23 protein-coding genes are annotated in these 21221 nt (G+C 67.4%); 16 read left to right on the forward strand and 7 right to left on the reverse strand.

All coding sequences use genetic code 11. The annotated features are described in order from the left end of the window. Positions 1 to 94 precede the first annotated feature (94 nt). Complete coding sequence (gene murJ, locus ACREPD_RS11205) at positions 95 to 1699, reverse strand: murein biosynthesis integral membrane protein MurJ (RefSeq protein ID WP_431599435.1); 1605 nt, start codon at positions 1697 to 1699, stop codon at positions 95 to 97. Between the two features lie 116 nt (positions 1700 to 1815). Between murJ and rpsT the strand changes: the two genes are divergently transcribed. Beyond that, positions 1816 to 2085, forward strand: coding sequence for a 30S ribosomal protein S20 (gene rpsT / locus ACREPD_RS11210; RefSeq protein WP_017354922.1), 270 nt, complete (start codon positions 1816 to 1818; stop codon positions 2083 to 2085). Between the two features lie 163 nt (positions 2086 to 2248). On the opposite strand, the gene cgtA is transcribed toward rpsT, so the two are convergent. The 3 genes from cgtA to rplU form a co-directional block, all read right to left on the reverse strand. Beyond that, positions 2249 to 3298 carry an Obg family GTPase CgtA gene (gene cgtA, locus ACREPD_RS11215; protein WP_431599412.1) on the reverse strand — a complete coding sequence of 350 codons (1050 nt, stop codon included), beginning with the start codon at positions 3296 to 3298 and terminating at the stop codon, positions 2249 to 2251. 143 nt (positions 3299 to 3441) lie between these two features. Further along, positions 3442 to 3702, reverse strand: coding sequence for a 50S ribosomal protein L27 (gene rpmA, locus ACREPD_RS11220; protein ID WP_019184517.1), 261 nt, complete (start codon positions 3700 to 3702; stop codon positions 3442 to 3444). 15 nt (positions 3703 to 3717) lie between these two features. Further along, complete coding sequence (rplU, locus tag ACREPD_RS11225) at positions 3718 to 4035, reverse strand: 50S ribosomal protein L21 (protein WP_019184518.1); 318 nt, start codon at positions 4033 to 4035, stop codon at positions 3718 to 3720. Between the two features lie 265 nt (positions 4036 to 4300). Between rplU and uvrA the strand changes: the two genes are divergently transcribed. Together uvrA and ACREPD_RS11235 are read left to right on the forward strand one after the other, a co-directional pair. Beyond that, a complete protein-coding gene (gene uvrA, locus ACREPD_RS11230) occupies positions 4301 to 7306 on the forward strand; it encodes an excinuclease ABC subunit UvrA (protein ID WP_431599413.1) in 3006 nt (1001 codons plus the stop codon). Then, positions 7306 to 7713, forward strand: coding sequence for an acyl-CoA thioesterase (locus ACREPD_RS11235; RefSeq protein WP_431599414.1), 408 nt, complete (start codon positions 7306 to 7308; stop codon positions 7711 to 7713). Before uvrA ends, ACREPD_RS11235 begins: the two co-directional genes overlap by 1 nt. A gap of 132 nt (positions 7714 to 7845) precedes the next feature. Here the strand turns inward: ACREPD_RS11235 and ACREPD_RS11240 are convergent, their stop codons facing one another. Continuing rightward, the gene (locus tag ACREPD_RS11240; RefSeq protein WP_431599415.1) at positions 7846 to 8289 is read right to left on the reverse strand and encodes a copper chaperone PCu(A)C; all 444 of its coding nucleotides are present in this window, start codon (positions 8287 to 8289) and stop codon (positions 7846 to 7848) included. A gap of 34 nt (positions 8290 to 8323) precedes the next feature. Between ACREPD_RS11240 and ACREPD_RS11245 the strand changes: the two genes are divergently transcribed. From ACREPD_RS11245 to ACREPD_RS11260, 4 genes are all read left to right on the forward strand, one after another. Beyond that, a complete protein-coding gene (locus ACREPD_RS11245; protein ID WP_431599416.1) occupies positions 8324 to 9103 on the forward strand; it encodes an enoyl-CoA hydratase/isomerase family protein in 780 nt (259 codons plus the stop codon). Between the two features lie 185 nt (positions 9104 to 9288). Further along, on the forward strand, positions 9289 to 10197 hold the full coding sequence (tesB, locus tag ACREPD_RS11250; protein WP_431599417.1) for an acyl-CoA thioesterase II: 909 nt from the start codon (positions 9289 to 9291) through the stop codon (positions 10195 to 10197). A 6-nt stretch (positions 10198 to 10203) separates the two neighbouring features. Continuing rightward, positions 10204 to 10713, forward strand: coding sequence for a putative signal transducing protein (locus ACREPD_RS11255; RefSeq protein WP_431599418.1), 510 nt, complete (start codon positions 10204 to 10206; stop codon positions 10711 to 10713). Between the two features lie 63 nt (positions 10714 to 10776). Then, positions 10777 to 11991, forward strand: a complete 1215-nt coding sequence (locus ACREPD_RS11260; protein WP_431599419.1) for an RNA polymerase sigma factor — start codon at positions 10777 to 10779, stop codon at positions 11989 to 11991. A 297-nt stretch (positions 11992 to 12288) separates the two neighbouring features. Here ACREPD_RS11260 and ACREPD_RS11265 read toward each other — a convergent pair whose 3' ends face one another. Beyond that, positions 12289 to 12870 (reverse strand): EF-hand domain-containing protein, encoded by a 582-nt coding sequence (locus tag ACREPD_RS11265; protein ID WP_431599420.1) that lies wholly within the window; start codon positions 12868 to 12870, stop codon positions 12289 to 12291. Positions 12871 to 13026: 156 nt separating this feature from the next. Between ACREPD_RS11265 and ACREPD_RS11270 the strand changes: the two genes are divergently transcribed. Beyond that, a complete protein-coding gene (locus ACREPD_RS11270; RefSeq protein ID WP_431599421.1) occupies positions 13027 to 13782 on the forward strand; it encodes an arginyltransferase in 756 nt (251 codons plus the stop codon). Beyond that, positions 13733 to 15025 (forward strand): endonuclease/exonuclease/phosphatase family protein, encoded by a 1293-nt coding sequence (locus tag ACREPD_RS11275; RefSeq protein ID WP_431599422.1) that lies wholly within the window; start codon positions 13733 to 13735, stop codon positions 15023 to 15025. Before ACREPD_RS11270 ends, ACREPD_RS11275 begins: the two co-directional genes overlap by 50 nt. A 262-nt stretch (positions 15026 to 15287) precedes the next feature. Here the strand turns inward: ACREPD_RS11275 and purT are convergent, their stop codons facing one another. Beyond that, positions 15288 to 16475 (reverse strand): formate-dependent phosphoribosylglycinamide formyltransferase, encoded by a 1188-nt coding sequence (purT, locus tag ACREPD_RS11280; RefSeq protein ID WP_431599423.1) that lies wholly within the window; start codon positions 16473 to 16475, stop codon positions 15288 to 15290. 244 nt (positions 16476 to 16719) lie between these two features. On the opposite strand from purT, the gene ACREPD_RS11285 reads away from it, so the two are divergent. The 7 genes from ACREPD_RS11285 to ACREPD_RS11315 all read left to right on the forward strand — a co-directional run bounded on the left by ACREPD_RS11285 (position 16720) and on the right by ACREPD_RS11315 (position 21197). Next, positions 16720 to 17499: an SPFH domain-containing protein gene (locus ACREPD_RS11285; RefSeq protein ID WP_431599436.1), complete on the forward strand. Its 780-nt coding sequence runs from the start codon at positions 16720 to 16722 to the stop codon at positions 17497 to 17499. A 2-nt stretch (positions 17500 to 17501) separates the two neighbouring features. Further along, positions 17502 to 17681 carry an Arc family DNA binding domain-containing protein gene (locus ACREPD_RS11290; RefSeq protein ID WP_431599424.1) on the forward strand — a complete coding sequence of 60 codons (180 nt, stop codon included), beginning with the start codon at positions 17502 to 17504 and terminating at the stop codon, positions 17679 to 17681. After that, entirely contained in the window at positions 17678 to 17854 is a 177-nt protein-coding gene (locus ACREPD_RS11295; protein ID WP_431599425.1) for a DUF4177 domain-containing protein, read from the forward strand. The genes ACREPD_RS11290 and ACREPD_RS11295 overlap by 4 nt, the downstream gene beginning before the upstream one ends. A gap of 1 nt (position 17855) precedes the next feature. Continuing rightward, positions 17856 to 19145, forward strand: coding sequence for an alpha/beta fold hydrolase (locus ACREPD_RS11300; protein ID WP_431599426.1), 1290 nt, complete (start codon positions 17856 to 17858; stop codon positions 19143 to 19145). Then, positions 19142 to 19693: a PH domain-containing protein gene (locus ACREPD_RS11305; protein ID WP_431599427.1), complete on the forward strand. Its 552-nt coding sequence runs from the start codon at positions 19142 to 19144 to the stop codon at positions 19691 to 19693. The genes ACREPD_RS11300 and ACREPD_RS11305 overlap by 4 nt, the downstream gene beginning before the upstream one ends. A gap of 9 nt (positions 19694 to 19702) precedes the next feature. Then, a complete protein-coding gene (locus ACREPD_RS11310) occupies positions 19703 to 20506 on the forward strand; it encodes a M15 family metallopeptidase (RefSeq protein WP_431599428.1) in 804 nt (267 codons plus the stop codon). 181 nt (positions 20507 to 20687) lie between these two features. Then, positions 20688 to 21197, forward strand: a complete 510-nt coding sequence (locus tag ACREPD_RS11315) for a hypothetical protein (protein ID WP_431599429.1) — start codon at positions 20688 to 20690, stop codon at positions 21195 to 21197. Positions 21198 to 21221: the final 24 nt, after the last annotated feature.

Raw genomic sequence — 21221 nt, forward strand, 5'->3', positions numbered from 1 at the left:
TGCATGACCGGCAAGTATAGCCGGGTGTCCGGGGCAGCCACGCAGGGCGTGGCTCTACCGGCATGGCCAGAGATGGTGATGGTTGGCTCCTGGATCAATGCTCGCGCAGGTGACGCGGGCGGAAGCCCATCGCGACCAGCGCCAGCAGGTAGGTCAAGCCACCGCCGCCGACCAGCAGCGCGAGGTTGCCGATCCGGTGCCATTTGTCCATGCCGGTGAAGTCGTCCATGGCGTAAAGCAGGCCCAACAGCACCGCCACCATGGCCAGGCAGGCCAGCCCCAGACGGGTCACATAGCCCGCCCAGCCGGGCTTGCGCTGGTACACGTCGGTCTTGCCCAGCCAGTACCAGAGCAGCCCAAGGTTCAGGTAGCTGGACAACGCACTGGCAATGCCCAGCGCCAGGTGCAGGCCGGGCTGCTTGCCCAGCGCGGCCATCACGCCTTCGGCCTTGAGCGCCTCGGGCACCATCACGTGATACAGCACGGCCAGCAGGATGAAGTTGAACACCATGTTGGCCACCAGCGCGGCGATGCCTGCGCGGACCGGGGTGCGGGTGTCCTGGCGGGCATAGAACGCGGGCAGCACGACCTTGAGCAGCGCGAACGCCGGCAGGCCGAAGCTGAGGCCGTACACCGACAGCGCGGTCATGCGGGTGTCGAACGCGGTGAACTGGCGGTACTGGAACAACGTGGCGATCAGCGGCTCGGCGAGCAGCACCAGGCCGAGCATGGCCGGCACGGCGATCAGCAGCGTGGTGCGCAGGCCCCAGTCCAGTGCGCTGGAGAAGCCGGCCTTGTCGGTACTGACATGGTGGCGGGCCAGCGCCGGCAGGATCACCGTGCCCAGTGCCACCCCGAACACGCCCAGCGGCAGCTCCAGGAAGCGGTCGGCCAGCGACAGCCAGGACTGCGAACCGTCGGTGAGCTTGGCCGCGATCACGGTGTCCAGCAGCAGGTTGATCTGGGCCACCGAGGAGCCGAACAGGGTCGGCACCATCAGGGTCAGCACCTTGCGCACGCCGGGATGGGTCCAGCCCCAGCGCGGCAGGGTCAGCAGGTTGATGCCCTTCAGCGAGGGCAGCTGGAACAGCAGCTGCAACATGCCGGCCGCCAGCACCGCCCAGCCCAGCGCCAGGATCTGCTTCTCCGGGCTACCGCCCAGCCGAGGCGCCAGCCACAGCGCGCCGGCGATCATGCACAGATTGAGGATGACCGGGGTCAGCGCCGGCATCGCGAAGCGCTGGAAGCTGTTCAGCGCCCCACCCGCCAGGGCGGTAAGCGAGACGAACAGCAGGAACGGGAAGGTCAGCCGGAACAGGTCCACCAGCAGGCCGTGCTTGGCCGGGTCGGTGTCCACCCCGCTGGAGAACAGCGTCGCCAGCTGCGGCGCGAAGATCAGCGCCAGCGCCGTGACCAGCAGCAGCACCGCGCCCAGCGTGCCGGCCACCCGCGACATCAGCTCGCGCAGCTCTTCATGCGAGCGGGTCTCCTTCACTTCCGTGAACACCGGCACGAAGGCGGTCGCGAACGAGCCCTCGGCGAACAGGCGGCGCAGGAAGTTGGGGACCCGGAAGGCCACCCAGAAGGCGTCGGTCACCGCATTGGTGCCGAACGTGGTGGTGATGACCTGGTCGCGGACCAGCCCCAACACCCGTGAAATCATGGTCATGCTGCTGAAAGACAGCAGCCCGCGCAACATCCTTGGTGAACTCACCCGTGTTTCCTCTTGACAATTGACTTGACGTACATTTTTCGAGCCATCATACTTTCCAGCTTGCTGTTCCCATTACATCGATTTTTCAGGAAACCACCACTGTGGCCAATATCAAGTCCGCCAAGAAGCGCGCCAAGCAGACCGTCGTGCGCAACGCGCGCAATACGGCTCAGCGTTCGATGCTGCGCACCGCTGTCAAGAAGGTTATCAAGGCTCTCGACGCCAACGATGCCGCCGGCGCCGAGGCAGCCTTTGCCGTCGCCCAGCCGATCCTCGACCGTTTCAGCTCGCGTGGTCTGATCCACAAGAACAAGGCCGCTCGCCACAAGAGCCGCCTGACCGCGCGCATCAAGGCCCTCAAGGCCGCCTGATCCGTGAGGCCGCGCCCAGCGCGGCTTCGACCACGGTGAAGAAAAGAACCCGGCCCTGGCCGGGTTTTTTGCGTGCTTCAACGGCAGCCACGCATGGCGTGGCTCTACGGCAGAACGGAAAAACCCGGCCGGAGCCGGGTTCCCCTGTGAAGCTCGAACAGCCTCAGAGCGCGTTGCGCGCATCCGCTTCATCTTCTTTCTGGCGGTCGAAGAACGCCATGATGTTGGTCATGATCGGCCAGGTGCCTTCACGGCCTAGCGCCGAGACCAGGTACCACGGCTGGGCCCAGCCCAGCTCGGCGATGATCTGCTCGGCCGCGGCCTTGGCCTCGTCCTCGAACATCAGGTCGGCCTTGTTCAGCACCAGCCAGCGCGGCTTGTCCAGCAGCTCCGGGTCATGCTTGGCGAGCTCGCGCTCGATCGCACGGACCTGCTCGATCGGCGAGATTTCCACGCCGCCTTCCATGGGGGAGATGTCCACCAGGTGCAGCAGCAGGCGGGTGCGCTGCAGGTGGCGCAGGAACTGCGCGCCCAGGCCGGCGCCATCGGCCGCACCCTCGATCAGGCCGGGAATGTCGGCAATCACGAAGCTGCGGTAGTTCTCCACGCGCACCACGCCCAGGTTGGGGTAGAGGGTGGTGAACGGGTAATCGGCCACCTTGGGGGTGGCAGCGGACACGGCGCGGATCAGGGTGCTCTTGCCGGCATTGGGGAAGCCCAGCAGGCCAACGTCGGCCAGCAGCTTCAGCTCCAGCTTGAGCAGGCGCTCCTCGCCCTCCTCGCCCGGCAGCGACTGGCGCGGCGAACGGTTGGTGGAGCTCTTGAAGTGCATGTTGCCCAGGCCGCCCTTGCCGCCCTTGGCCACCAGCAGGATGTCGCCGTGCTGGGTCAGGTCGCCGATGACTTCGTCGGTGGCCACGTTCATGACCACGGTGCCGATCGGCACGGTGATGACCAGGTCTTCGCCGCCCTTGCCGTAGGCCTGGCGACCCATGCCGTTCTCGCCGCGCTGCGCCTTGAAGATGCGCTCGTGGCGGAAATCGACCAGGGTATTGAGGTTTTCGTCGGCGCGGATGTACACGCTGCCGCCATTGCCGCCGTCGCCGCCGTCCGGGCCGCCCAGCGGAATGAACTTCTCGCGACGGAAACCGACGCAGCCGTTACCGCCATTGCCAGCGGTGACCTGGATTTCTGCTTCGTCTACAAGTTTCATGATTCTGGATGCCAACTGGAGGCGGTGGGCAACGGATGCACCCGACCGCAGAGTCTAACGTGAAAAACAAAAACCCCGCCGAAGCGGGGCTTTCGTCAGCGGCCCCACGCCGAGGCGGGGGCAACGCCTGCATATCGCGAAGCTCAGGCTTCGGCGACGACGCTGACGGTACGACGCTTCTTCGGGCCCTTCACCGAGAACTCCACCTTGCCGTCGACGAGCGCGAACAGGGTGTGGTCACGGCCGAGGCCAACGCCGGTACCCGGGTGGAACTGGGTGCCGCGCTGACGCACGATGATGTTGCCGGCATCGATGGCCTGGCCACCGAAGATCTTGACGCCGAGGTACTTCGGGTTGGAGTCGCGACCGTTGCGCGATGAGCCTACGCCCTTCTTATGTGCCATGACTGCTTCTCCTTATTACTTGCTGCCACCGGCGATGCCGGTGATCTCGATTTCGGTGTAATACTGACGGTGACCCTGACGCTTCATGTGGTGCTTACGGCGACGGAACTTGATGATCCGGACCTTGTCGGCACGACCCTGGGACACGACCTTGGCAGTGACCGAAGCGCCGCTCAGCGCGTCGCCCAGCTTGATGCCATCGCTGTCACCCAGCATCAGGATGTTGTCGAACTTGATCTCGTTGCCAACTTCGACTTCGAGCTTTTCAACGCGGAGCGTTTCGCCCTGCGCCACGCGGTATTGCTTACCGCCGGTTACCAGTACTGCGTACATGACCAGACTTCCTCTGTAGTTATTGTGGTCTATGGACTGTTGCCATCGAGGGCAGACAGAAGCGGGATTTTAATGTTCCCCCCACCCCGGGTCAACCCACCCCCTGCCCTGGGACCACAGGACCTGAACCCCGTTCAGGTTCAGGCCGGCCGGGTCTCAATAGATGAGACACGGGGCTGGCAATGTCGCCGATTGCCCCCAAATCCCAAGCTCGGTAGGCTGACCGATTGCCGTCTCCGCTTGCCCCACTTTCAACGGATCCCCCATGGCGATGGATTTCATCCGCATCCGCGGCGCGCGGACGCACAACCTCAAGAACATCGATCTCGACCTGCCCCGCGACAAGCTCATTGTCATCACCGGCCTGTCCGGCTCGGGCAAGTCCTCGTTGGCCTTCGACACCATCTATGCCGAAGGCCAGCGCCGTTACGTGGAATCGCTGTCGGCCTATGCCCGCCAGTTCCTGAGCGTGATGGAGAAGCCGGACCTGGACCATATCGAGGGCCTGTCCCCGGCGATCTCGATCGAGCAGAAGTCGACCTCGCACAACCCGCGCTCGACCGTCGGCACGATCACCGAGATCTACGACTACCTGCGCCTGCTGTACGCCCGCGTCGGCAGCCCGCGCTGCCCGGACCACGGCTACCCGCTGGAAGCGCAGACCGTGAGCCAGATGGTCGACCACGTGCTCACCCTGGACCCGGAGCAGCGTTACATGCTGCTGGCGCCGGTGATCCGTGAGCGCAAGGGCGAGCATGCGCAGGTGTTCGACCAGCTGCGCGCGCAGGGCTTCGTGCGCGTGCGGGTGGACGGTGCGCTGCATGAAATCGACGCGGTGCCGCCGCTGGCGCTGCGCCAGAAGCACACCATCGAGGCGGTGATCGATCGCTTCCGCCCGCGCGAGGACATCAAGCAGCGCCTGGCCGAGAGCTTCGAAACCGCGCTGAAGCTCGGCGACGGCATGGTCTCGGTGCAGTCGCTGGATGTCGAGGACGCGCCGGCGCATCTGTTCTCGTCCAAGTACAGCTGCCCGGTCTGCGATTACTCGCTGCCGGAGCTGGAACCGCGCCTGTTCTCGTTCAACTCGCCGGTCGGCGCCTGCCCGGGCTGCGACGGCCTGGGCATGGCCGAATTCTTCGATCCCTCGCGCGTGGTGGTGCACCCGGAGCTGTCGCTGTCGGCCGGTGCCGTGCGCGGCTGGGACCGCCGCAACGCGTACTACTTCCAGCTCATCGCCTCGCTGGCCAAGCACTACAAGTTCGACGTGGACGCGCCGTGGCAGAGCCTGGCCGACGACGTGCGCCAGGCGGTGCTGTACGGCAGCGGCGATGAGACCATCACCTTCACCTACTTCACCGAAGCCGGCGGCCGCACCCAGCGCAAGCACCGCTTCGAGGGCATCATTCCCAACCTCGAGCGCCGCTACAAGGAAACCGAATCGGCGGCGGTGCGCGAAGAGCTGGCCAAGTACATCAGCGAGCGCAACTGCCCCGAGTGCCAGGGCCAGCGCCTGAACCGCGCCGCGCGCAACGTGTTCGTGGCCGACCGCGCCCTGCCGGAACTGGTGGTGCTGCCGATCGATGAAGCACTGAAGTTCTTCAGCGGCATGAGCCTGCCCGGCTGGCGCGGCGAGATCGCCGGCAAGATCGTCAAGGAGATCGGCGAGCGGCTCGGCTTCCTGGTCGACGTGGGCCTGGATTACCTCACCCTGGAGCGCAAGGCCGACACCCTGTCCGGCGGCGAAGCGCAGCGCATCCGCCTGGCCAGCCAGATCGGTGCGGGCCTGGTCGGCGTGATGTACGTGCTCGACGAGCCGTCCATCGGCCTGCACCAGCGCGACAACGAGCGCCTGCTGGGCACCCTCACCCGCCTGCGCGACCTGGGCAACACGGTGATCGTGGTCGAGCATGACGAAGACGCGATCCGTCTGGCCGACTACGTGCTGGACATCGGTCCGGGCGCGGGCGTGCATGGCGGCGAGATCGTCGGCCAGGGCACCCTGCAGGACATCCTCGACGCGCCGCGTTCGCTCACCGGCCAGTACCTGTCGGGCAAGCGCTCGATCGAGATTCCCGCGCGCCGGCACAAGGCCAACCCGAAGATGACGCTGCACCTGCGTGGTGCCAGCGGCAACAACCTCAAGGGCGTGGACCTGGACATTCCGTCGGGCCTGCTGACCTGCATCACCGGCGTGTCCGGTTCGGGCAAGTCGACCCTGATCAACGACACCCTGTTCTCGCTGGCCGCCAACGAGATCAACGGCTCCTCGCACCCGATCGCGCCGTACAAGGAGGTCGAAGGGCTGGACCTGTTCGACAAGGTGGTGGACATCGACCAGTCGCCGATCGGCCGCACGCCGCGCTCGAACCCGGCCACCTACACCGGCCTGTTCACCCCGCTGCGCGAGCTGTACGCGCAGGTTCCGGAAGCGCGCGCGCGTGGTTATTCGCCGGGCCGTTTCAGCTTCAACGTCCGTGGTGGCCGCTGCGAAGCGTGCCAGGGCGATGGCCTGATCAAGGTGGAAATGCACTTCCTGCCGGACGTGTACGTGCCCTGCGATGTGTGCCACGGCAAGCGCTACAACCGCGAAACGTTGGAGATCCTGTACAAGGGCTACAACATCAACGACGTGCTGCAGATGACCGTCGAAGATGCGCTGAAGCTGTTCGAACCGGTGCCGAGCATCGCGCGCAAGCTGGAAACGCTGGTGGACGTCGGCCTGAGCTACATCAAGCTGGGCCAGAGCGCGACCACGCTGTCCGGCGGTGAGGCACAGCGCGTGAAGCTGTCCAAGGAACTGTCGCGCCGCGATACCGGGCGCACGCTGTACATCCTGGACGAGCCGACCACCGGCCTGCACTTCCACGATATCGAGGCGCTGCTCGGCGTGCTGCACAAGCTGCGCGACGAGGGCAACACGGTGGTGGTGATCGAGCACAACCTGGACGTGATCAAGACCGCAGACTGGATCGTGGACCTGGGTCCGGAAGGCGGCCATCGCGGCGGCACCATCCTGGTCACCGGTACGCCGGAAGACGTGGCGGCCTGCCCGACCTCGTACACCGGCCAGTTCCTGGCCAAGATGCTGCCCTCGGTCAGCGCCCGCCCGGAACGCCCGGCGGCGGTGGCCAACAAGCCCGACGCCCGCCCGCCGCGCAAGGCCAAGCCGGAGAAGCCGGCCAAGGTCGCCAAGAAGGCGGTCGCCGCCAAGCGCGCCACCACCCCCAGCAAGACCAGCCCTGCCAAGACCACGAAGGCGAAGAAGAAGTAATGAGCACCGAACACAAGATCCTGGCCCGCGTACCGATCAGCGTGCGCTGGCGCGACATGGACAGCATGGGCCACGTCAACAACGCCAAGTACATTTCCTACCTGGAAGAGGCGCGCGTGCGCTGGATGCTGGGCGTGGAAGGCGTGTCGATGACCGACCGCATCGCCCCGGTGGTCGCGGCCACCAACGTCAACTACCGCCTGCCGATCGTGTGGCCCAACGACATCGTGGTGGAGCTGTTCGTCGAGCGGCTGGGCAACAGCAGCGTGACCATCGGCCACCGCATCGTGGACGAGAAGAACGACAGCACCCTGTATTCGGACGGCAACGTGGTGGTGGTCTGGATGGATACCCAGACCGGCAAGAGCGCGCCGCTGCCGGACGCGATCCGCAGCGCGTCCACCTGAAGCGCAACGACCAACGGTCGTTGCCTACCGCCGGTGGACGCAAACCGCCGATGGACGCAAACCGACGCTGGACGGAAACCGTCGGTAGGTGCCGACCGTTGGTCGGCACATGGCCTGCACCGCCTCGAGCGATCAACGCGTGGCGGTGCGCACCTCCAAGGTGCCATCCACGTGGCGGCCATCGTCCAGGCTCAACCGCAACGGCAAGGCCTTGCCCTTTTCGAGCGGCTTTTCCGGCTCCATCAGCATCAGATGCAGGCCGGCAGGCTTGAGCTCCACTGTGGCACCCGGCGCGATCGGCAACCGCTCCACCGCACGCATGCGGCTGACGCCATCCACCAGCGTGGTTTCATGCAGGGAGACATCGCCGAAGGCCGTGCTCGCAGCCGATACGACGGTGACGGCGGTCTTGCAGCCGTTATGGATCTGCCCGTACCCCGCCGCCATCGACACCCCCGGCGGCGGCAACCGCACCCAGCCTTCGCGCACCGTTACACACGCCGGTTCGGACGCTGCAGCCGATGCTGCGCCCGCACACAGGATCAACAATACGCCAACGAATGGTTTGGTTATCATCGTCTCAGTTCCCTGCCCGCAATGAGATCGCAGCATGACGACCCTTATCGAGGTGATCAACCATGGCCCCATCCGCGAGCTGCGGCTGGCCCGCCCGCCGGTCAATGCGCTGGACACCGAGCTGTGCCGTCACCTGATCCACGAGATCAACCAGGCCATGTCCGATGACGTGCACGGCCTGGTGCTGTCCGGCAGCGAGCGCATCTTCAGCGCCGGCATGGACGTGCCACACCTGCTCAGCCATGGCGAAGACCGGCACAAGCTGCTCGACAGCTGGCAGGCCTTCTTCGGTGCGGTACGCACCCTCGCCGAATGCCGCGTGCCGGTGGTGGCCGCGCTGACCGGCCACGCCCCCGCCGGCGGCTGCGTGCTGGCGCTGTGCTGCGACTACCGCATCCTGGCGCGCAGCCCGGACCAGAGCCAGCCGACCGTGATTGGCCTGAACGAAGTGCAGGTGGGGCTGGTGGCGCCGGAGGGCATCCAGCGCCTGATGCGCCGGGTGGTGGGCCACCATCGCGCCTCGCAGCTGCTGATCGGCGGCGAGATGGTGCCGGCCGAACGTGCGCTGGAGATCGGGCTGGTGGACGAGCTGGCCGCCCCGGCCGACGTTGTGCCGCGCGCGGTGGCCTGGTTGGGCCGGCTGCTGAAGCTGCCGCGCCAGCCGATGCTGCTCACCCGCGCCATTGCCCGCGAAGACCTGCATGACGCCCTGCACGCCGACCTGATCCGCCTCGACCGCTTCGTGGAGGCCTGGTATGCGCCCGATGCGCAGCAGGCACTGCATACGCTGGTGGCGCGGCTCGGCAAAGCCTGAAAGAACTACCCCGAGGGCCGGCCAACGGCCGGCGCTACCGGTGCGTGCCCCATTACCGGGCGATCGCGTGCGGTCTCGACCCGGTAGCGCCGGCCGTTGGCCGGCCGTCGCGACGCCCGATCGCGCGGGGTCGCGACCAACCGACCCCGCTATAATCGCCTTCCGCTTTCTGCCAGGCCGCCGCCTTGTCCCAGCCGCAAGAACCCGTCGTTTCCGAGCTGATCGACCTGCTCACGCTCGAGCGCCTGGAAGACAACCTGTTCCGGGGCCAGAGCCGCGACATCGGCACCAAGTACGTGTTCGGCGGCCAGGTGCTGGGCCAGGCGCTGTCCGCCGCCCAGGCCACGGTCGACAACGGCCGGCACGTGCATTCGCTGCACGCCTATTTCCTGCGCGCCGGCAACATCGACCACCCCATCGTCTACGACGTGGACCGCACCCGCGATGGCGGCAGCTTCTCCGTGCGCCGGGTCACCGCGATCCAGCACGGCAAGGTGATCTTCTTCTGCGCGGCCTCGTTCCAGCAGGCCGAGACCGGCGCCGAGCACCAGCACAAGATGCCGGAAGTGCCGCAGCCGGAAGACATCGAACCCAACCGCCCGCTGCCGCAGGAAGTGCTCGAGCGCCTGCCGATCAAGGTGCAGCGCTGGCTCTCGCGCGGCGGTCCGTTCGAGTTCCGGCACGTCTACCCGCGCGACGAACTGCACCCGCCCAAGCGCCCGCCCTACCACCAGGTGTGGATGCGGTTGAACGAGACCGTCGGCGACGCGCCCGAGCTGCACCAGGCGCTGCTGGCCTATGCCTCGGACTTCCATCTGCTGGGCACCGCGACCTTCCCGCACGGCATCAGCTACTACCAGCCGCACGTGCAGATGGCCTCGCTCGACCATGCCATCTGGTTCCACCGCCCGTTCCGCGCCGACGACTGGCTGCTGTATTCGCTGGACAGCCCCAGCGCGCAGGATTCGCGCGGGCTCGCTCGTGGCCAGTTCTTCACCCGCAACGGCATACTCGTTGCCAGCACCGCGCAGGAAGGCTTGATCCGCGTAGTGGATGACAGTGCCGCGGCCGCCGCCGTACCGGCCAAGGAATAACCAGACATGCGTCAGATCTTCAGCAGCCAGCGTGTGGAAACCGTCGAAGGCGTGGCCAAGTTGCTGCGCGACGCCGGCATCGACGTGCGCATCACCAACGGGCGTTCGTACCACAGCAAGCGCGGCAGCCAGTTCAGTTACCTGGACACCAGCAAGGCCACCACCCACCCCACGCTGTGGGTGGTGCATGCCGACGACCAGCCGCGTGCGCGCGAAATCCTGCGCGATGCGCGCCTGCTCGAAACCACCCGCCGCGACCACCCCACCGCCGAATTCGCGTTCCGCGACCAGGCCGCCGAGGTGGCCCCCCGGCGCAACTGGGCCTGGCGCATCCGCATCGGCCTGCTGCTGGTCATCGCCGCCGTCGCCATGGTGGTGGTGATGCGCCACCGCGCTGCGCCCACGGCTGCGCCGGCACCGGTGCAACAGGCACAACCGCAGGCACCGGCAAACCAACCGGCGCCGGAAGAGGAAGAGGTCCGCGTGCGGATCACTCCGGCGACCAAACAACCGTAATCCCGCCGGTCACATTCCCCGCCCCACCCCGTCATGATGTCATCACCGCCCGGGACCGACACCATGACCACGCTGCCGCTGACCGACACACTGGACCGAGAACTGCCTGCCGCCGCCGGCGGCTGCCAGCAGTCGTACGGGCGCATCGTGCTGGCGTGCCAGAACACCGTCACCGCCATCGCATTGGCCATCACCCGCGACGTGCAGGCCAGCGAGGACATCGCGCAGGAAGCCTTCATCAAGGCCTGGCAGCAGCTCAACCAGCTGCACAACCACGCCAGCTTCCTGCCCTGGCTGCGCCAGATCACCCGCAACCTGGCCCGCGACTGGCTGCGCGCCAACTGCGGCCGGCCGCTGTCCGGCGAGGCCGCCGAAATCGCCATCAACATGGCCGCCGACCCGGGCCCCAGCGCACCGGAATACCTGCAGCGCGCGGAAGAGGAACTGGCCGCCGAGGAAATCATCTCGGCCCTGCCCGAAGACAGCCGCGAGACCCTGCTGCTGTACTACCGCGAAGGCCAGAGCTCGCAGCAGGTGGCCAACCTGCTGGGACTGAGCGACGCCGCCGTGCGCAAGCGCCTGTCGCGTGCACGGGCCAGCGTGCGCGAAGAAATGCTGCGCCGCTTCGGCGAATTCGCACGTGGCACGGCGCCAAGCGCCGCGTTCGCCACCGCGGTCGTCTCGATGGTCATGGTGGCGGCACCGGGGACGGCCAGCGCCGCCATCCTGCTGGGCACCAGCGTCGGCGTGGGCAGCGGCAAGCTCGGCCTGGGCGGCGCCAGCCTGTCCGGCGGCGCGGCGATGGGTTCACTCGGCGCTGCCGCCAGCCAGAGTCATCTGATCGGCACGCAGTTCAGCTGGGGCATCGCCATCGGCGCCATGGCCGGCGGCGTCATCGGCAGCTACCTCGGCGGCCGCTACCTGCTCTGTTACACCGAAACGCCTGCCGAGCGCGCGGCGGTACACCGCTTCGTGCACTACAGCACGTTCACCGCCATGCTGGTCTGCCTGACCGTGCTCGCGCTGACGACCCTGCAGGCCCCGATTTACGGGTCGCTCACCGTGATGGTGCTCGGCACCGCCCTCGTGAACTACCAGTGCCTGGTGCCGCTGCAACGGATCATGGCGCCGATGATCGCGCGCGATGCCGCACGCAAGGGACGCACCGGCCCAAGCTGGGTTTACCAGTCGATGTATGGAAGGCCCGCACTGGTCGTGACCAACCTGGTGATCGTCGGCATTGTGCTGGCCATGGCCCGCGAACGCGGGTTGATCTGACCCGCTCTTCCCCAGGCCACCATCGCACTATCGAAGGGCCGGCGGGGGTGGGTTTGCGGGACCGTAGAGCGCCATGGATGGCGTGAACGAGCTTACATGGGTGAAGGCGCACTGCTTGCGAGGCACTGCCTCGCGTGCGACTGAACGCACAGCCGCTGGCGGCTGGGCCGGGCCGCGGAGCGGGACTTGCAGCGTGTCCCGCAAACCCGCCCCCGCCGGCCCCAACCAGGACGTGCATCAGCCAAGAGCTGTTCGCCCAAATGCAAAAAGGTGCCGGGCGAACCCGGCACCCCACAATCACTTCGCCTTCGGCGGCATCGGCGGCTTGTCGCCACCATGGCCACCACGCGGGCCACCGAACGGGCCCTTCGCCGCGTCGAACTCGGCCTTGCTGATCTGGCCGTCCTTGTTCGTATCGGCAGCGGCGAACCACGCGTCGCGGTGCTGCTTCATGCCCAGCTCGCGGTCGGCCTTGTCCAGGTAGCCGTCCTTGTTGAGGTCCAGCTGATCGAAACGGGCCGCCAGGCGCGGGTCGGCCTTGGCTTCCTCGCGGCTGATCCGGCCGTCCTTGTTCGCGTCCAGCTTTTCCATGCGCTCATGCATGCCGCCCGGACCGCGCCCGTGGCGCTTGCCGTGCCAGCGCGGCAGCTCGTCGCGCGAGAGCTTGCCATCTTTGTTCGTATCCAGGCTGTCGAACTTCTCGGCCAGGCGCGGCGCCTTGGCGGCTTCGGTGCGGTCGATGAAACCGTCGCCGTTCGTGTCCAGCTTCGCGCGGGCCGGCTTGTCGGGCGTGGCCGGGGTATCGGCAGCCACCGCCAGGCCGGCAGCGCCGGTGGTCATCAGAAGGGCCAGCAGCAGAAGGGGTTTGCGGTTGCGCATGGGTCACTCCGGTTCTTGGGGGGAATCTTCGTGCGGTGCGTTGGCACCCACGGGAGAGAAAACGCACCAGGGGCGGCCGCGTTGACCGCGCGCCCGGCCGCGTTCATCCGACAGACAGTCGCGGCGGCTGCGACGCCCCGGCGCTATGCTGTGGGCATGGCGATCCACACCGACCGTGACGACGAGCTGCGACTGTTCCAGACCGGGGACCATCCCTGCGGGTACTGGCCGGAACGCGCCGCGCGCGACCTCGTCCTGGATCCGCACGACCCGCGGCTGGGCACCCTGTACCCGATGGCGCTGAGCTGGGGCTTCCGCCGCTCCGGCGACCTGGTCTACCGCCCGCATTGCGCCAACTGCCATGCCTGCGTGTCCGTGCGGGTGCCGGTGGCGCGCTTTGCGCCCGACCGCAGCCAGCGCCGCTGCCTGGCGCACAACGCCGACCTGGAAGTGCGCATCGTCGCCGCCGAACAGACCGACGAGCAGTTCGCCCTGTACCACCGCTACCTCACCCACCGCCACGCCCAGGGCGGCATGGACGAACACGGCCCGCACGAATTCGACCAGTTCCTGATCGGCCAGTGGTCGCAGGGCCGCTTCCTGGAGGTCCGCGGGCCGTCCGAGGGCGGCCATCGCGGCCCCCTGCTCGCCGTGGCGGTCACCGACGTCACCCCGCAGGGGCTGTCGGCCGTGTACACCTTCTTCGACCCCGACCACGCGCATCGCGGGCTGGGCACCTTCGCCATCCTGCAGCAGATCGCCTGGGCCCGGCGCGAGCAGCTGCCCCACCTGTACCTGGGGTACTGGATCCGCAACCACCGCAAGATGGACTACAAGCGCCGGTTCCGCCCGCTGGAGGCCTATGACGGCCGCCGCTGGCACGACTTCGACGAGGCCCTGGACGGCATCTGACCCGCCATTGCAATGCGCGCCCGTGCAAAATAGCGGCATGAAAGCCCATCCCCTGATCCTTGCCCTGGCCCTGCTCTGCGGCGCCTGCGCCCAAACCCCGACCAAGACCGCCGCCATGCCGGATGCCACTCCCGCGCCGCTGCGGATCGCCACCTACAACACCTCGCTGTACAGCGACGAGACCGGCGGCCTGATCGCCGAGCTGGAAGGCGACAGCGCCCACGCGCGCAAGATCGCCGCCGTGCTGCAGCAGGTCCGCCCGGACCTGGTGCTGCTCAACGAATTCGACTTCGACGACGCCCACCGCGCCGCCGACCTGTTCCAGCAGCGCTACCTGGACGTCGCCCAGCCGGGCGGCGGCGAGCCGCTGCACTTCGCCTACCGCTACCTGGCCCCGGTCAACACCGGCGTGCAGAGCGGGCTGGACCTGGACAACAACGGCCAGATCGGTGGCGACGGCCGCAACCGCGGCAACGACGCGTGGGGCTACGGCCTGCACCCGGGCCAGTACGGCATGCTGGTGCTGTCGCGCTACCCGATCGACGCCGCCAAAGTGCGCAGCTTCCAGCTGCTGAAGTGGAGCAGCATGCCCGGCGCGCTGCGCCCGATCGACCCGCGCAGCGGCAAGTCCATCTACAACGACCACGTGTGGTCGCAGCTGCGCCTGTCGTCCAAATCGCATTGGGACGTGCCGGTGAACACGCCCAACGGCGTCGTGCACGCGCTGGTCTCGCACCCGACGCCGCCGGTATTCGACGGCCCGGAAAAGCGCAACGCCGCGCGCAACCACGACGAACTGCGGCTGTGGCAGGAATACCTGTCGAGTGGCGAAAAGCCGTGGCTGTGCGATGACAAGGGCACGTGCGGCGGGCTGGCACAGGACGCGCGCTTCGTGATCCTGGGCGACCTCAACAACGACCCGGTGGACGGCGACGGGCGGCACGATGCGATTGTCGAACTGATCGAGAACGCGCGCGTACTGCGCTACCCCACCCCGCGCAGCGTGGGCGCCGAGCAGACCAGCCTGGCCTATGCCGAAAAGGGCATCGTCCGTCGCGGCGCGCCGTTCCACGCCACCGGCGATTTCGGCCCGAAGTCCGGCACCATGCGGCTGGATTACGTGCTGCCTTCGGTAGGCTTCAACTACATCGGCAGCGGCGTGTTCTGGCCCGCCAACGAGAGCCCGGAAGCAAAGATTGCCGACGGCAGCGACCACCACCTGGTGTGGGTGGACGTGCGGTAAAGCGTTTCGATGATTTGAATGCGTTACCGGGTGTTGAAGCGTTCACGGCAGTTGTCTGACGACCAACCCTACCAGTGGTGGGTCCTGCCGGCATTTCCAGCCGAACGGCGCAATCCATCGGGGGCGACCGGCGGGTAGCCCCCGGAGGGACGCTCCAAAACATGGATGTTTTGGAGCAGCCTACAAGGACGTACTTGCGGCGTGTCCCGGAGCGGGGCTGCCCGACGGTCGCCCCAGCACGGAACAATCAAAACGCCGTGCTTTACGCGCGCAATTCGATCCCGATCAATTCCGCCGCCTCGCGCGCGATCTTCCGCGCCTGGTCGATGTCTTCGCCACGCGCCAGGGTCACACCTACACGGCGGTGGCCATGCACGCTCGGCTTGCCGAACAGGCGCAGCGCGGTATCCGGATTCACCAGCGCAGCCTCAACGTTGCTGAAGACCGGCACGCCTTCGCCGTGCGCCAGCATCGCGCACGACGCCGAGGGACCGCTCTGGCGGATCAGCGGGATCGGCAGGCCCAGGATGGCGCGCGCGTGCAGCGCGAACTCGCTCAGTTCCTGCGAGGCCAGCGTGACCAGGCCGGTGTCATGCGGGCGCGGCGAGACTTCGCTGAACCACACCGCATCGCCCTTCACGAACAGCTCCACCCCGAACAGACCCCAGCCACCGAGGTCGTCGGTGATCGCCTGCGAGATTTCCTCGGCACGCGCCAGCGCGGCCGGCGACATCGGCTGCGGCTGCCAGCTTTCGCGGTAGTCGCCGTCCTTCTGCCAGTGCCCGATCGGCGCGCAGAACGACGTGCCCCCGGCGTGGCGCACCGTCAGCAACGTGATCTCGTAATCGAAGTCGATGAAGCCTTCCACGATGCAGCGGCCCGCACCGGCACGGCCGCCGGTCTGCGCGTACTCCCACGCCGGCGCGATGTCGGCCTCGCTGCGCAGCGTGCTCTGGCCCTTGCCCGACGACGACATCACCGGCTTGACCACGCACGGCAGGCCGATCGCCGCCACCGCAGCCCGGTACTCGGCCTCGGTGTCCACGAAGCGGTACGGCGAGGTGGGCAGGCCCAGCGTTTCTGCCGCCAGCCGGCGGATGCCCTCGCGGTCCATGGTCAGGCGCGCGGCGCGTGCCGTCGGCACCACCCGCTGCCCGGTTTCCTGCTCCAGCTGGACCAGGGTTTCGGTGTGGATGGCTTCGATCTCGGGCACGATCAGGTGCGGTTTTTCCTCCGCGATCAGCGCGCGCAGCGCCATCGCGTCGAGCATGTCGATCACGTGCGAACGGTGCGCTACCTGCATGGCCGGCGCATTGGCATAGCGGTCGGCGGCAATCACCTCCACGCCCAGCCGCTGCAGCTCGATGGCGACCTCCTTGCCCAGTTCGCCCGAGCCCAGCAGCAGGACGCGGGTGGCGGAGGGAGACAGCGGGGTGCCGAGCGTGATCATGGCGGTATTCCGGACATCAGAGCGGGGTCGCCATTTTATGGCCTGGCGGCCGGAATCGTCGCCCACGCAGGGCGTGGTCACCACAAGACCCTTGAATAACTGATATCAATTTGATATCACTATTCGAAACCCACCCCGCAAAGGATGCCCCGCCATGAAAGAAAAGCCCGTCCGCTCGCTCTCCGGCCTGCCCTTCCTGCTGGGCGTTCTTGCCTTGCTGGCCGTGGCGCTCTGGCTGTTCATCATGGGGGTGGAGCGCGGCAACGTGAGTCCGGGGCTGCTGCTGGGCAGCGTGGCGCTGGGCATCGTCGCCCTGCTCAGCCTGACCGGCCTGTACACCGTGCAGCCCAACCAGGCTGCGGTGCTGAGCCTGTTCGGCAAGTACATCGGCACGGCCAAGGACAACGGCCTGCGCTGGAACAACCCGTTCTTCAGCAAGAAGAAGGTCAGCCAGCGCGTCCGCAACTTCGAGAGCGGCAAGCTCAAGGTCAACGAGCTGGATGGCAGCCCGATCGAGATCGCCGCCGTGATCGTCTGGCAGGTGGTCGACGCCTCCGAGGCCGTCTACAACGTGGACGACTACGAGAGCTTCGTGCACATCCAGTCCGAATCGGCGCTGCGCGCGATGGCCACCAGCTACCCCTACGACCAGCACGAAGAAGGCCAGCTGTCGCTGCGCAGCCACGCCGCCGAGATCTCCCAGCACCTCAAGGACGAACTGGCCGAGCGCCTGGCCGACGCCGGCGTACAGGTCATCGATGCGCGCATCAGCCACCTGGCCTACGCGCCCGAGATCGCCCAGGCGATGCTGCAGCGCCAGCAGGCCAACGCGGTGATCGCCGCACGCACCCGCATTGTTGCCGGTGCGGTGGGCATGGTCGAAATGGCGCTGCTCGAACTGCAGAAGAACGGCGTGGTGCAGCTCGATGAAGAGCGCAAGGCGCAGATGGTCGGCAACCTGCTCACGGTGCTGTGCTCGGACCGCGGCACCCAGCCGATCGTCAACGCCGGTTCGTTGTACTGAGCATGAGCGAAAAGAAAGCCTACCCGCTACGTATCAATGCCGAGGTGCTGGCAGCGGCGCAGCGCTGGGCCGACGATGAACTGCGCAGCCTCAATGCGCAGATCGAGTACGTGCTGCGCGACGCACTGCGCAAGGCTGGACGCCTTCCCAAACCCGCACCTGATCCGGAGAGCAAGGAATGAGCAAGCGCTGGAGCTACCTGACCATCGAGATCAAGCCGGGCTGGACCGGCCTGAAGCCTGACGAGATGCAGGCCGAGATGAACCGCCATGGCCAACTCGGCTGGGAACTGGTCAACGTGATATTGACCGTCCAGATGGGGTCGGCACTGCTGTTCTTCAAAAAGGAGATCTGACATGCAGACACTGCGCAGGTTCCTGATAGCAGTGCTGGTCTGTTCGGTCGCACTGGTGGCAAGCGCCGCCAGCCCCGAACAGACCGCCAGCCAACTGCTGGACCGGCTGGAAGCGGGCGATATGGCCGCCGCAGAGGCGATGTTCACCCCGGAGATGGCCAAGGCCGCGCCCGCCGCTTCGCTGCAGGCGTTGTGGCAGTCGCTGGGTGCCCTGCGCAGCCGTGGGCCGGCGCGGGTGGTGGAGCAGCAGGGCATGCAGGTGGTGCTGCAACCGCTGCAGTTCGCGAGCGGCACCATCAACGCCACCATCGCCGTGGATGCGCAGGGGCGCGTTGCCGGCCTGTTCCTGCAACCGGCAGCCGCGACTCCTGCACCGCCGCCGCCGGCCGCGGCCAGCTACAGCGAACGCGAGCTGCAGATCGTCGCCGGCAAGGGGCCGCTTCCGGCCACGCTGGCACTGCCCAACGGCGCAGGCCCGTTCCGCGCAGTGGTGCTGGTGCACGGCTCCGGCCCGCAGGACCGCAACGAGACCGTCGGTGCCAACCGCCCGTTCCTGGACGTCGCCCGCGGCTTGGCCGCGCAGGGCATCGCCGTGCTGCGCTATGAAAAGCGGACACGCGCGCGGCCGCAGGATTTCAGCGGCGACTACACCATGGACGATGAGACCACCGATGACGCGGTGGCCGCCGTCGCCGTGCTGGCCAACACGCCCGGCATCGATCCCCGCCACATCTACGTGATGGGCCACAGCCAGGGCGGCATGCTCGCACCGCGCATCGCCGCGCACTCGGGCAAGGTCGCCGGGCTGGTGCTGTGGTCGGCACCGGCGCGTTCGCTGCTGACGCTGTTGCCCGAACAGAACCGCTACCTGTTCAACCTCGATGGCAGCATCAGCGCCGACGAACAGGCCGCGCTCGAGCGCCTGGACACGCAGATAGCCGCCGCGCGCGGCACGGCGCCGGTGGCCGCGAAGGATCTGCCATTGGGCCAACCGGCCAGCTACTGGCGGGCGTTCGAGGCGGTGGACCCGGTCGCCGATGCAAAGGCATTCAAGTCCCCGATCCTGCTGCTGCAGGGTGGGCGCGACTTCCAGGTAGTCGAGGCGGACTGGAAACGATGGCAGCAGGGCCTTCCCGAAGGCCCGCGCAGCCAGTTTCGGCTCTATCCGGCGTTGAACCACCTCGGCATCGCCGGCGAGGGCGCCGGCTCGCTGCAGGAGTACGGCGTTGCTGGCACCGTATCGACGGCGTTGATCGGCGACGTGGCCGCGTGGATCAAGGAGCAGGCATGAGCCAGGCAACCGCATCACCGTCGGCATTCTCCGTTGCCCCCGCCCCGATCTGGCGCCTGCTGTGGCTGTGGGTGCCGATGGTGGGCGCCATGGCAGTGGTCACCGTCACCACGCTGCAGTCCAGCCAGCGCAGCCCGCTGGAGCTCGGCTACACGCTGCCGTTCGTGCTGCTGGTCACCGGCGCACTGACCTGGGCCTTCTTCCGCCGCCGCATCTCCATCGAGCAGGACGATCTGGTGGTCGTGTCCACGTTCTACCGGCGACGCGTTCCGGTTGGGTCGCTGCAACTGGACAAGGCGCGGATTGTCGACCTGGCCGAACACCATGAATTCAAACCCAGCCACAAGATCAATGGCTACGCCATGCCGGGCTTCCAGTCGGGCCATTACCGCCTGGGTGGGCGCAAGGCGTTCTGCCTGATCACCGACGCCAGCCGCGTGCTGTACCTGCCGCTGCGCGACGACAGCGTGCTGCTGCTCAGCCCGGAACACCCGCGCGCCCTGCTGGAGGCGCTGCAGGCGCTGGCCGCGCCTGCCCGCGCGCACTAAGCTGGCCGCATGCGCCGATCCCCTGCCCTGCTGATCAACACCGCCGACATCGAACTGTGGCCGGGCGGCGTGTTGCGCGCGCGCGGCAATGCCGACGCGCGCGCACTCGCCCAGGCGCGCTGGGTGCTGCGACGCAAACGCGATGGCCGCTACCTGGCGGCGGCGACCGCGCATGGGCTGCTGCCGCTGGTACCGCGACTGATGCGCGAGCCCGGCATCGAAGCCGCACTGGACGTCCTCGACCTAGCCCTGCACGGCACCCAGCGCGCGCATGCGGCCGATGCACTACTGCCGCTGAGCGGCCTTCAGCAGCGCCTGCAGCAACTGGGCATCGATGCCGACCGCTACGAGCGCGCCACGGGTCTTACGCTGGAGGCCGAACCGGCACGGCTGGCGCTGGCCGGTTTCGACCGCTACCGACGACCATTGTGGCTGCTGCGGGGCGCCGCACAGGCGTGGCAACGGATGCATGCGCACGCCGCACGCGAGGGCATCGTGCTGGAGGCCATCTCCGGCTACCGCAGCCACGATTACCAGTTGGGCATCTTCGCGCGCAAACGTGCGCGCGGACTGGCCATTACCGACATCCTGCAGGTCAATGCGGCGCCGGGCTACAGCGAACATCACAGCGGCCGCGCATTGGACATCAGCTGCCCGGGCGAACCGCCGGCCGAAGAGAGCTTCGAGAGCACCCCGGCATTTGCCTGGCTCATGCGGCATGCCGGTGCGCATGGCTTCCGGCTGAGCTACCCGCGCGACAACCCGCACGGCATCGTCTACGAGCCCTGGCACTGGTGCTGGCAGGCACGCTGACACCTCGCTGGTAGAGCCACGCCATGCGTGGCTGCGGCGCTGGCAGGCAATCCGACCGCACCGCGGTAGAGCCACGCCCTGCGTGGCTGCGCGCGGAACCAGCCACCGGCGAGGGGCCGCCCTACCCAAACCATACACCTGCGGTTAAGCTCCGCGAATCATCCAAGGAGGAGACCGCGTCATGGAAGAAAACAGCCCGTACCAGGCCAGCCGGGTGGCTCCCACCGCCGAGCGACGCGACCATCGCGATGAGCCGCCGCGCGAGATCACCGGCCCGATCAAGCACATGTGGATCCTGCTGACCGTCATGGGCGTGGTCTCGGTGATGGGTGGCGTGGCAACCTTGTTTCTTCAGGGCGCTAACACCGCAATCCTGCTGCTCCCACTGGCGTTGATCGCCGCCGTTTACCTGGTCCTGGCGTTCGGCGTATACAAGCGCAGCCGCGTGGTCGCCACGCTGGTACTCACGTTCAGCGTGCTGGGCGCTCTGGGCGGGCTGTTGAATATCGTGATGGGCAAGGGCTCGCTTCCCGGCCTCGCCTTCACCACCGTGTTCCTGTTCGTCAGCGTCTGCGGTACCCTCGCCACGTACCGCTACCACCGCCATCTGCGCGACGTGCGCAGCCGCCCGCCACGTTCGCGCCTCAGCGACGACCCCGCCTTCGCGCCGAAGCTCGACACCCCGCTGTAGAGCGACGCCATGCGTCGCTGACCC

It is taken from the genome of Stenotrophomonas sp. (assembly GCF_050737075.1).
Lineage (GTDB): Bacteria > Pseudomonadota > Gammaproteobacteria > Xanthomonadales > Xanthomonadaceae > Stenotrophomonas.

Coding starts and splice junctions, on each gene's coding strand:
- ACREPD_RS11260 (WP_431599419.1), top strand. CDS start 10,777: ATGACCACGCTGCCGCTGACCGACACACTGGACCGAGAACTGCCTGCC.
- cgtA (WP_431599412.1), bottom strand. CDS start 3,298: ATGAAACTTGTAGACGAAGCAGAAATCCAGGTCACCGCTGGCAATGGC.
- ACREPD_RS11245 (WP_431599416.1), top strand. CDS start 8,324: ATGACGACCCTTATCGAGGTGATCAACCATGGCCCCATCCGCGAGCTG.
- ACREPD_RS11300 (WP_431599426.1), top strand. CDS start 17,856: ATGCAGACACTGCGCAGGTTCCTGATAGCAGTGCTGGTCTGTTCGGTC.
- ACREPD_RS11295 (WP_431599425.1), top strand. CDS start 17,678: ATGAGCAAGCGCTGGAGCTACCTGACCATCGAGATCAAGCCGGGCTGG.
- uvrA (WP_431599413.1), top strand. CDS start 4,301: ATGGCGATGGATTTCATCCGCATCCGCGGCGCGCGGACGCACAACCTC.
- ACREPD_RS11315 (WP_431599429.1), top strand. CDS start 20,688: ATGGAAGAAAACAGCCCGTACCAGGCCAGCCGGGTGGCTCCCACCGCC.
- ACREPD_RS11285 (WP_431599436.1), top strand. CDS start 16,720: ATGGGGGTGGAGCGCGGCAACGTGAGTCCGGGGCTGCTGCTGGGCAGC.
- ACREPD_RS11255 (WP_431599418.1), top strand. CDS start 10,204: ATGCGTCAGATCTTCAGCAGCCAGCGTGTGGAAACCGTCGAAGGCGTG.
- ACREPD_RS11275 (WP_431599422.1), top strand. CDS start 13,733: ATGACGGCCGCCGCTGGCACGACTTCGACGAGGCCCTGGACGGCATCT.
- ACREPD_RS11235 (WP_431599414.1), top strand. CDS start 7,306: ATGAGCACCGAACACAAGATCCTGGCCCGCGTACCGATCAGCGTGCGC.
- ACREPD_RS11290 (WP_431599424.1), top strand. CDS start 17,502: ATGAGCGAAAAGAAAGCCTACCCGCTACGTATCAATGCCGAGGTGCTG.
- rpmA (WP_019184517.1), bottom strand. CDS start 3,702: ATGGCACATAAGAAGGGCGTAGGCTCATCGCGCAACGGTCGCGACTCC.
- rplU (WP_019184518.1), bottom strand. CDS start 4,035: ATGTACGCAGTACTGGTAACCGGCGGTAAGCAATACCGCGTGGCGCAG.
- purT (WP_431599423.1), bottom strand. CDS start 16,475: ATGATCACGCTCGGCACCCCGCTGTCTCCCTCCGCCACCCGCGTCCTG.
- ACREPD_RS11240 (WP_431599415.1), bottom strand. CDS start 8,289: ATGATAACCAAACCATTCGTTGGCGTATTGTTGATCCTGTGTGCGGGC.
- ACREPD_RS11305 (WP_431599427.1), top strand. CDS start 19,142: ATGAGCCAGGCAACCGCATCACCGTCGGCATTCTCCGTTGCCCCCGCC.
- ACREPD_RS11310 (WP_431599428.1), top strand. CDS start 19,703: ATGCGCCGATCCCCTGCCCTGCTGATCAACACCGCCGACATCGAACTG.
- ACREPD_RS11270 (WP_431599421.1), top strand. CDS start 13,027: ATGGCGATCCACACCGACCGTGACGACGAGCTGCGACTGTTCCAGACC.
- murJ (WP_431599435.1), bottom strand. CDS start 1,699: ATGTTGCGCGGGCTGCTGTCTTTCAGCAGCATGACCATGATTTCACGG.
- ACREPD_RS11265 (WP_431599420.1), bottom strand. CDS start 12,870: ATGCGCAACCGCAAACCCCTTCTGCTGCTGGCCCTTCTGATGACCACC.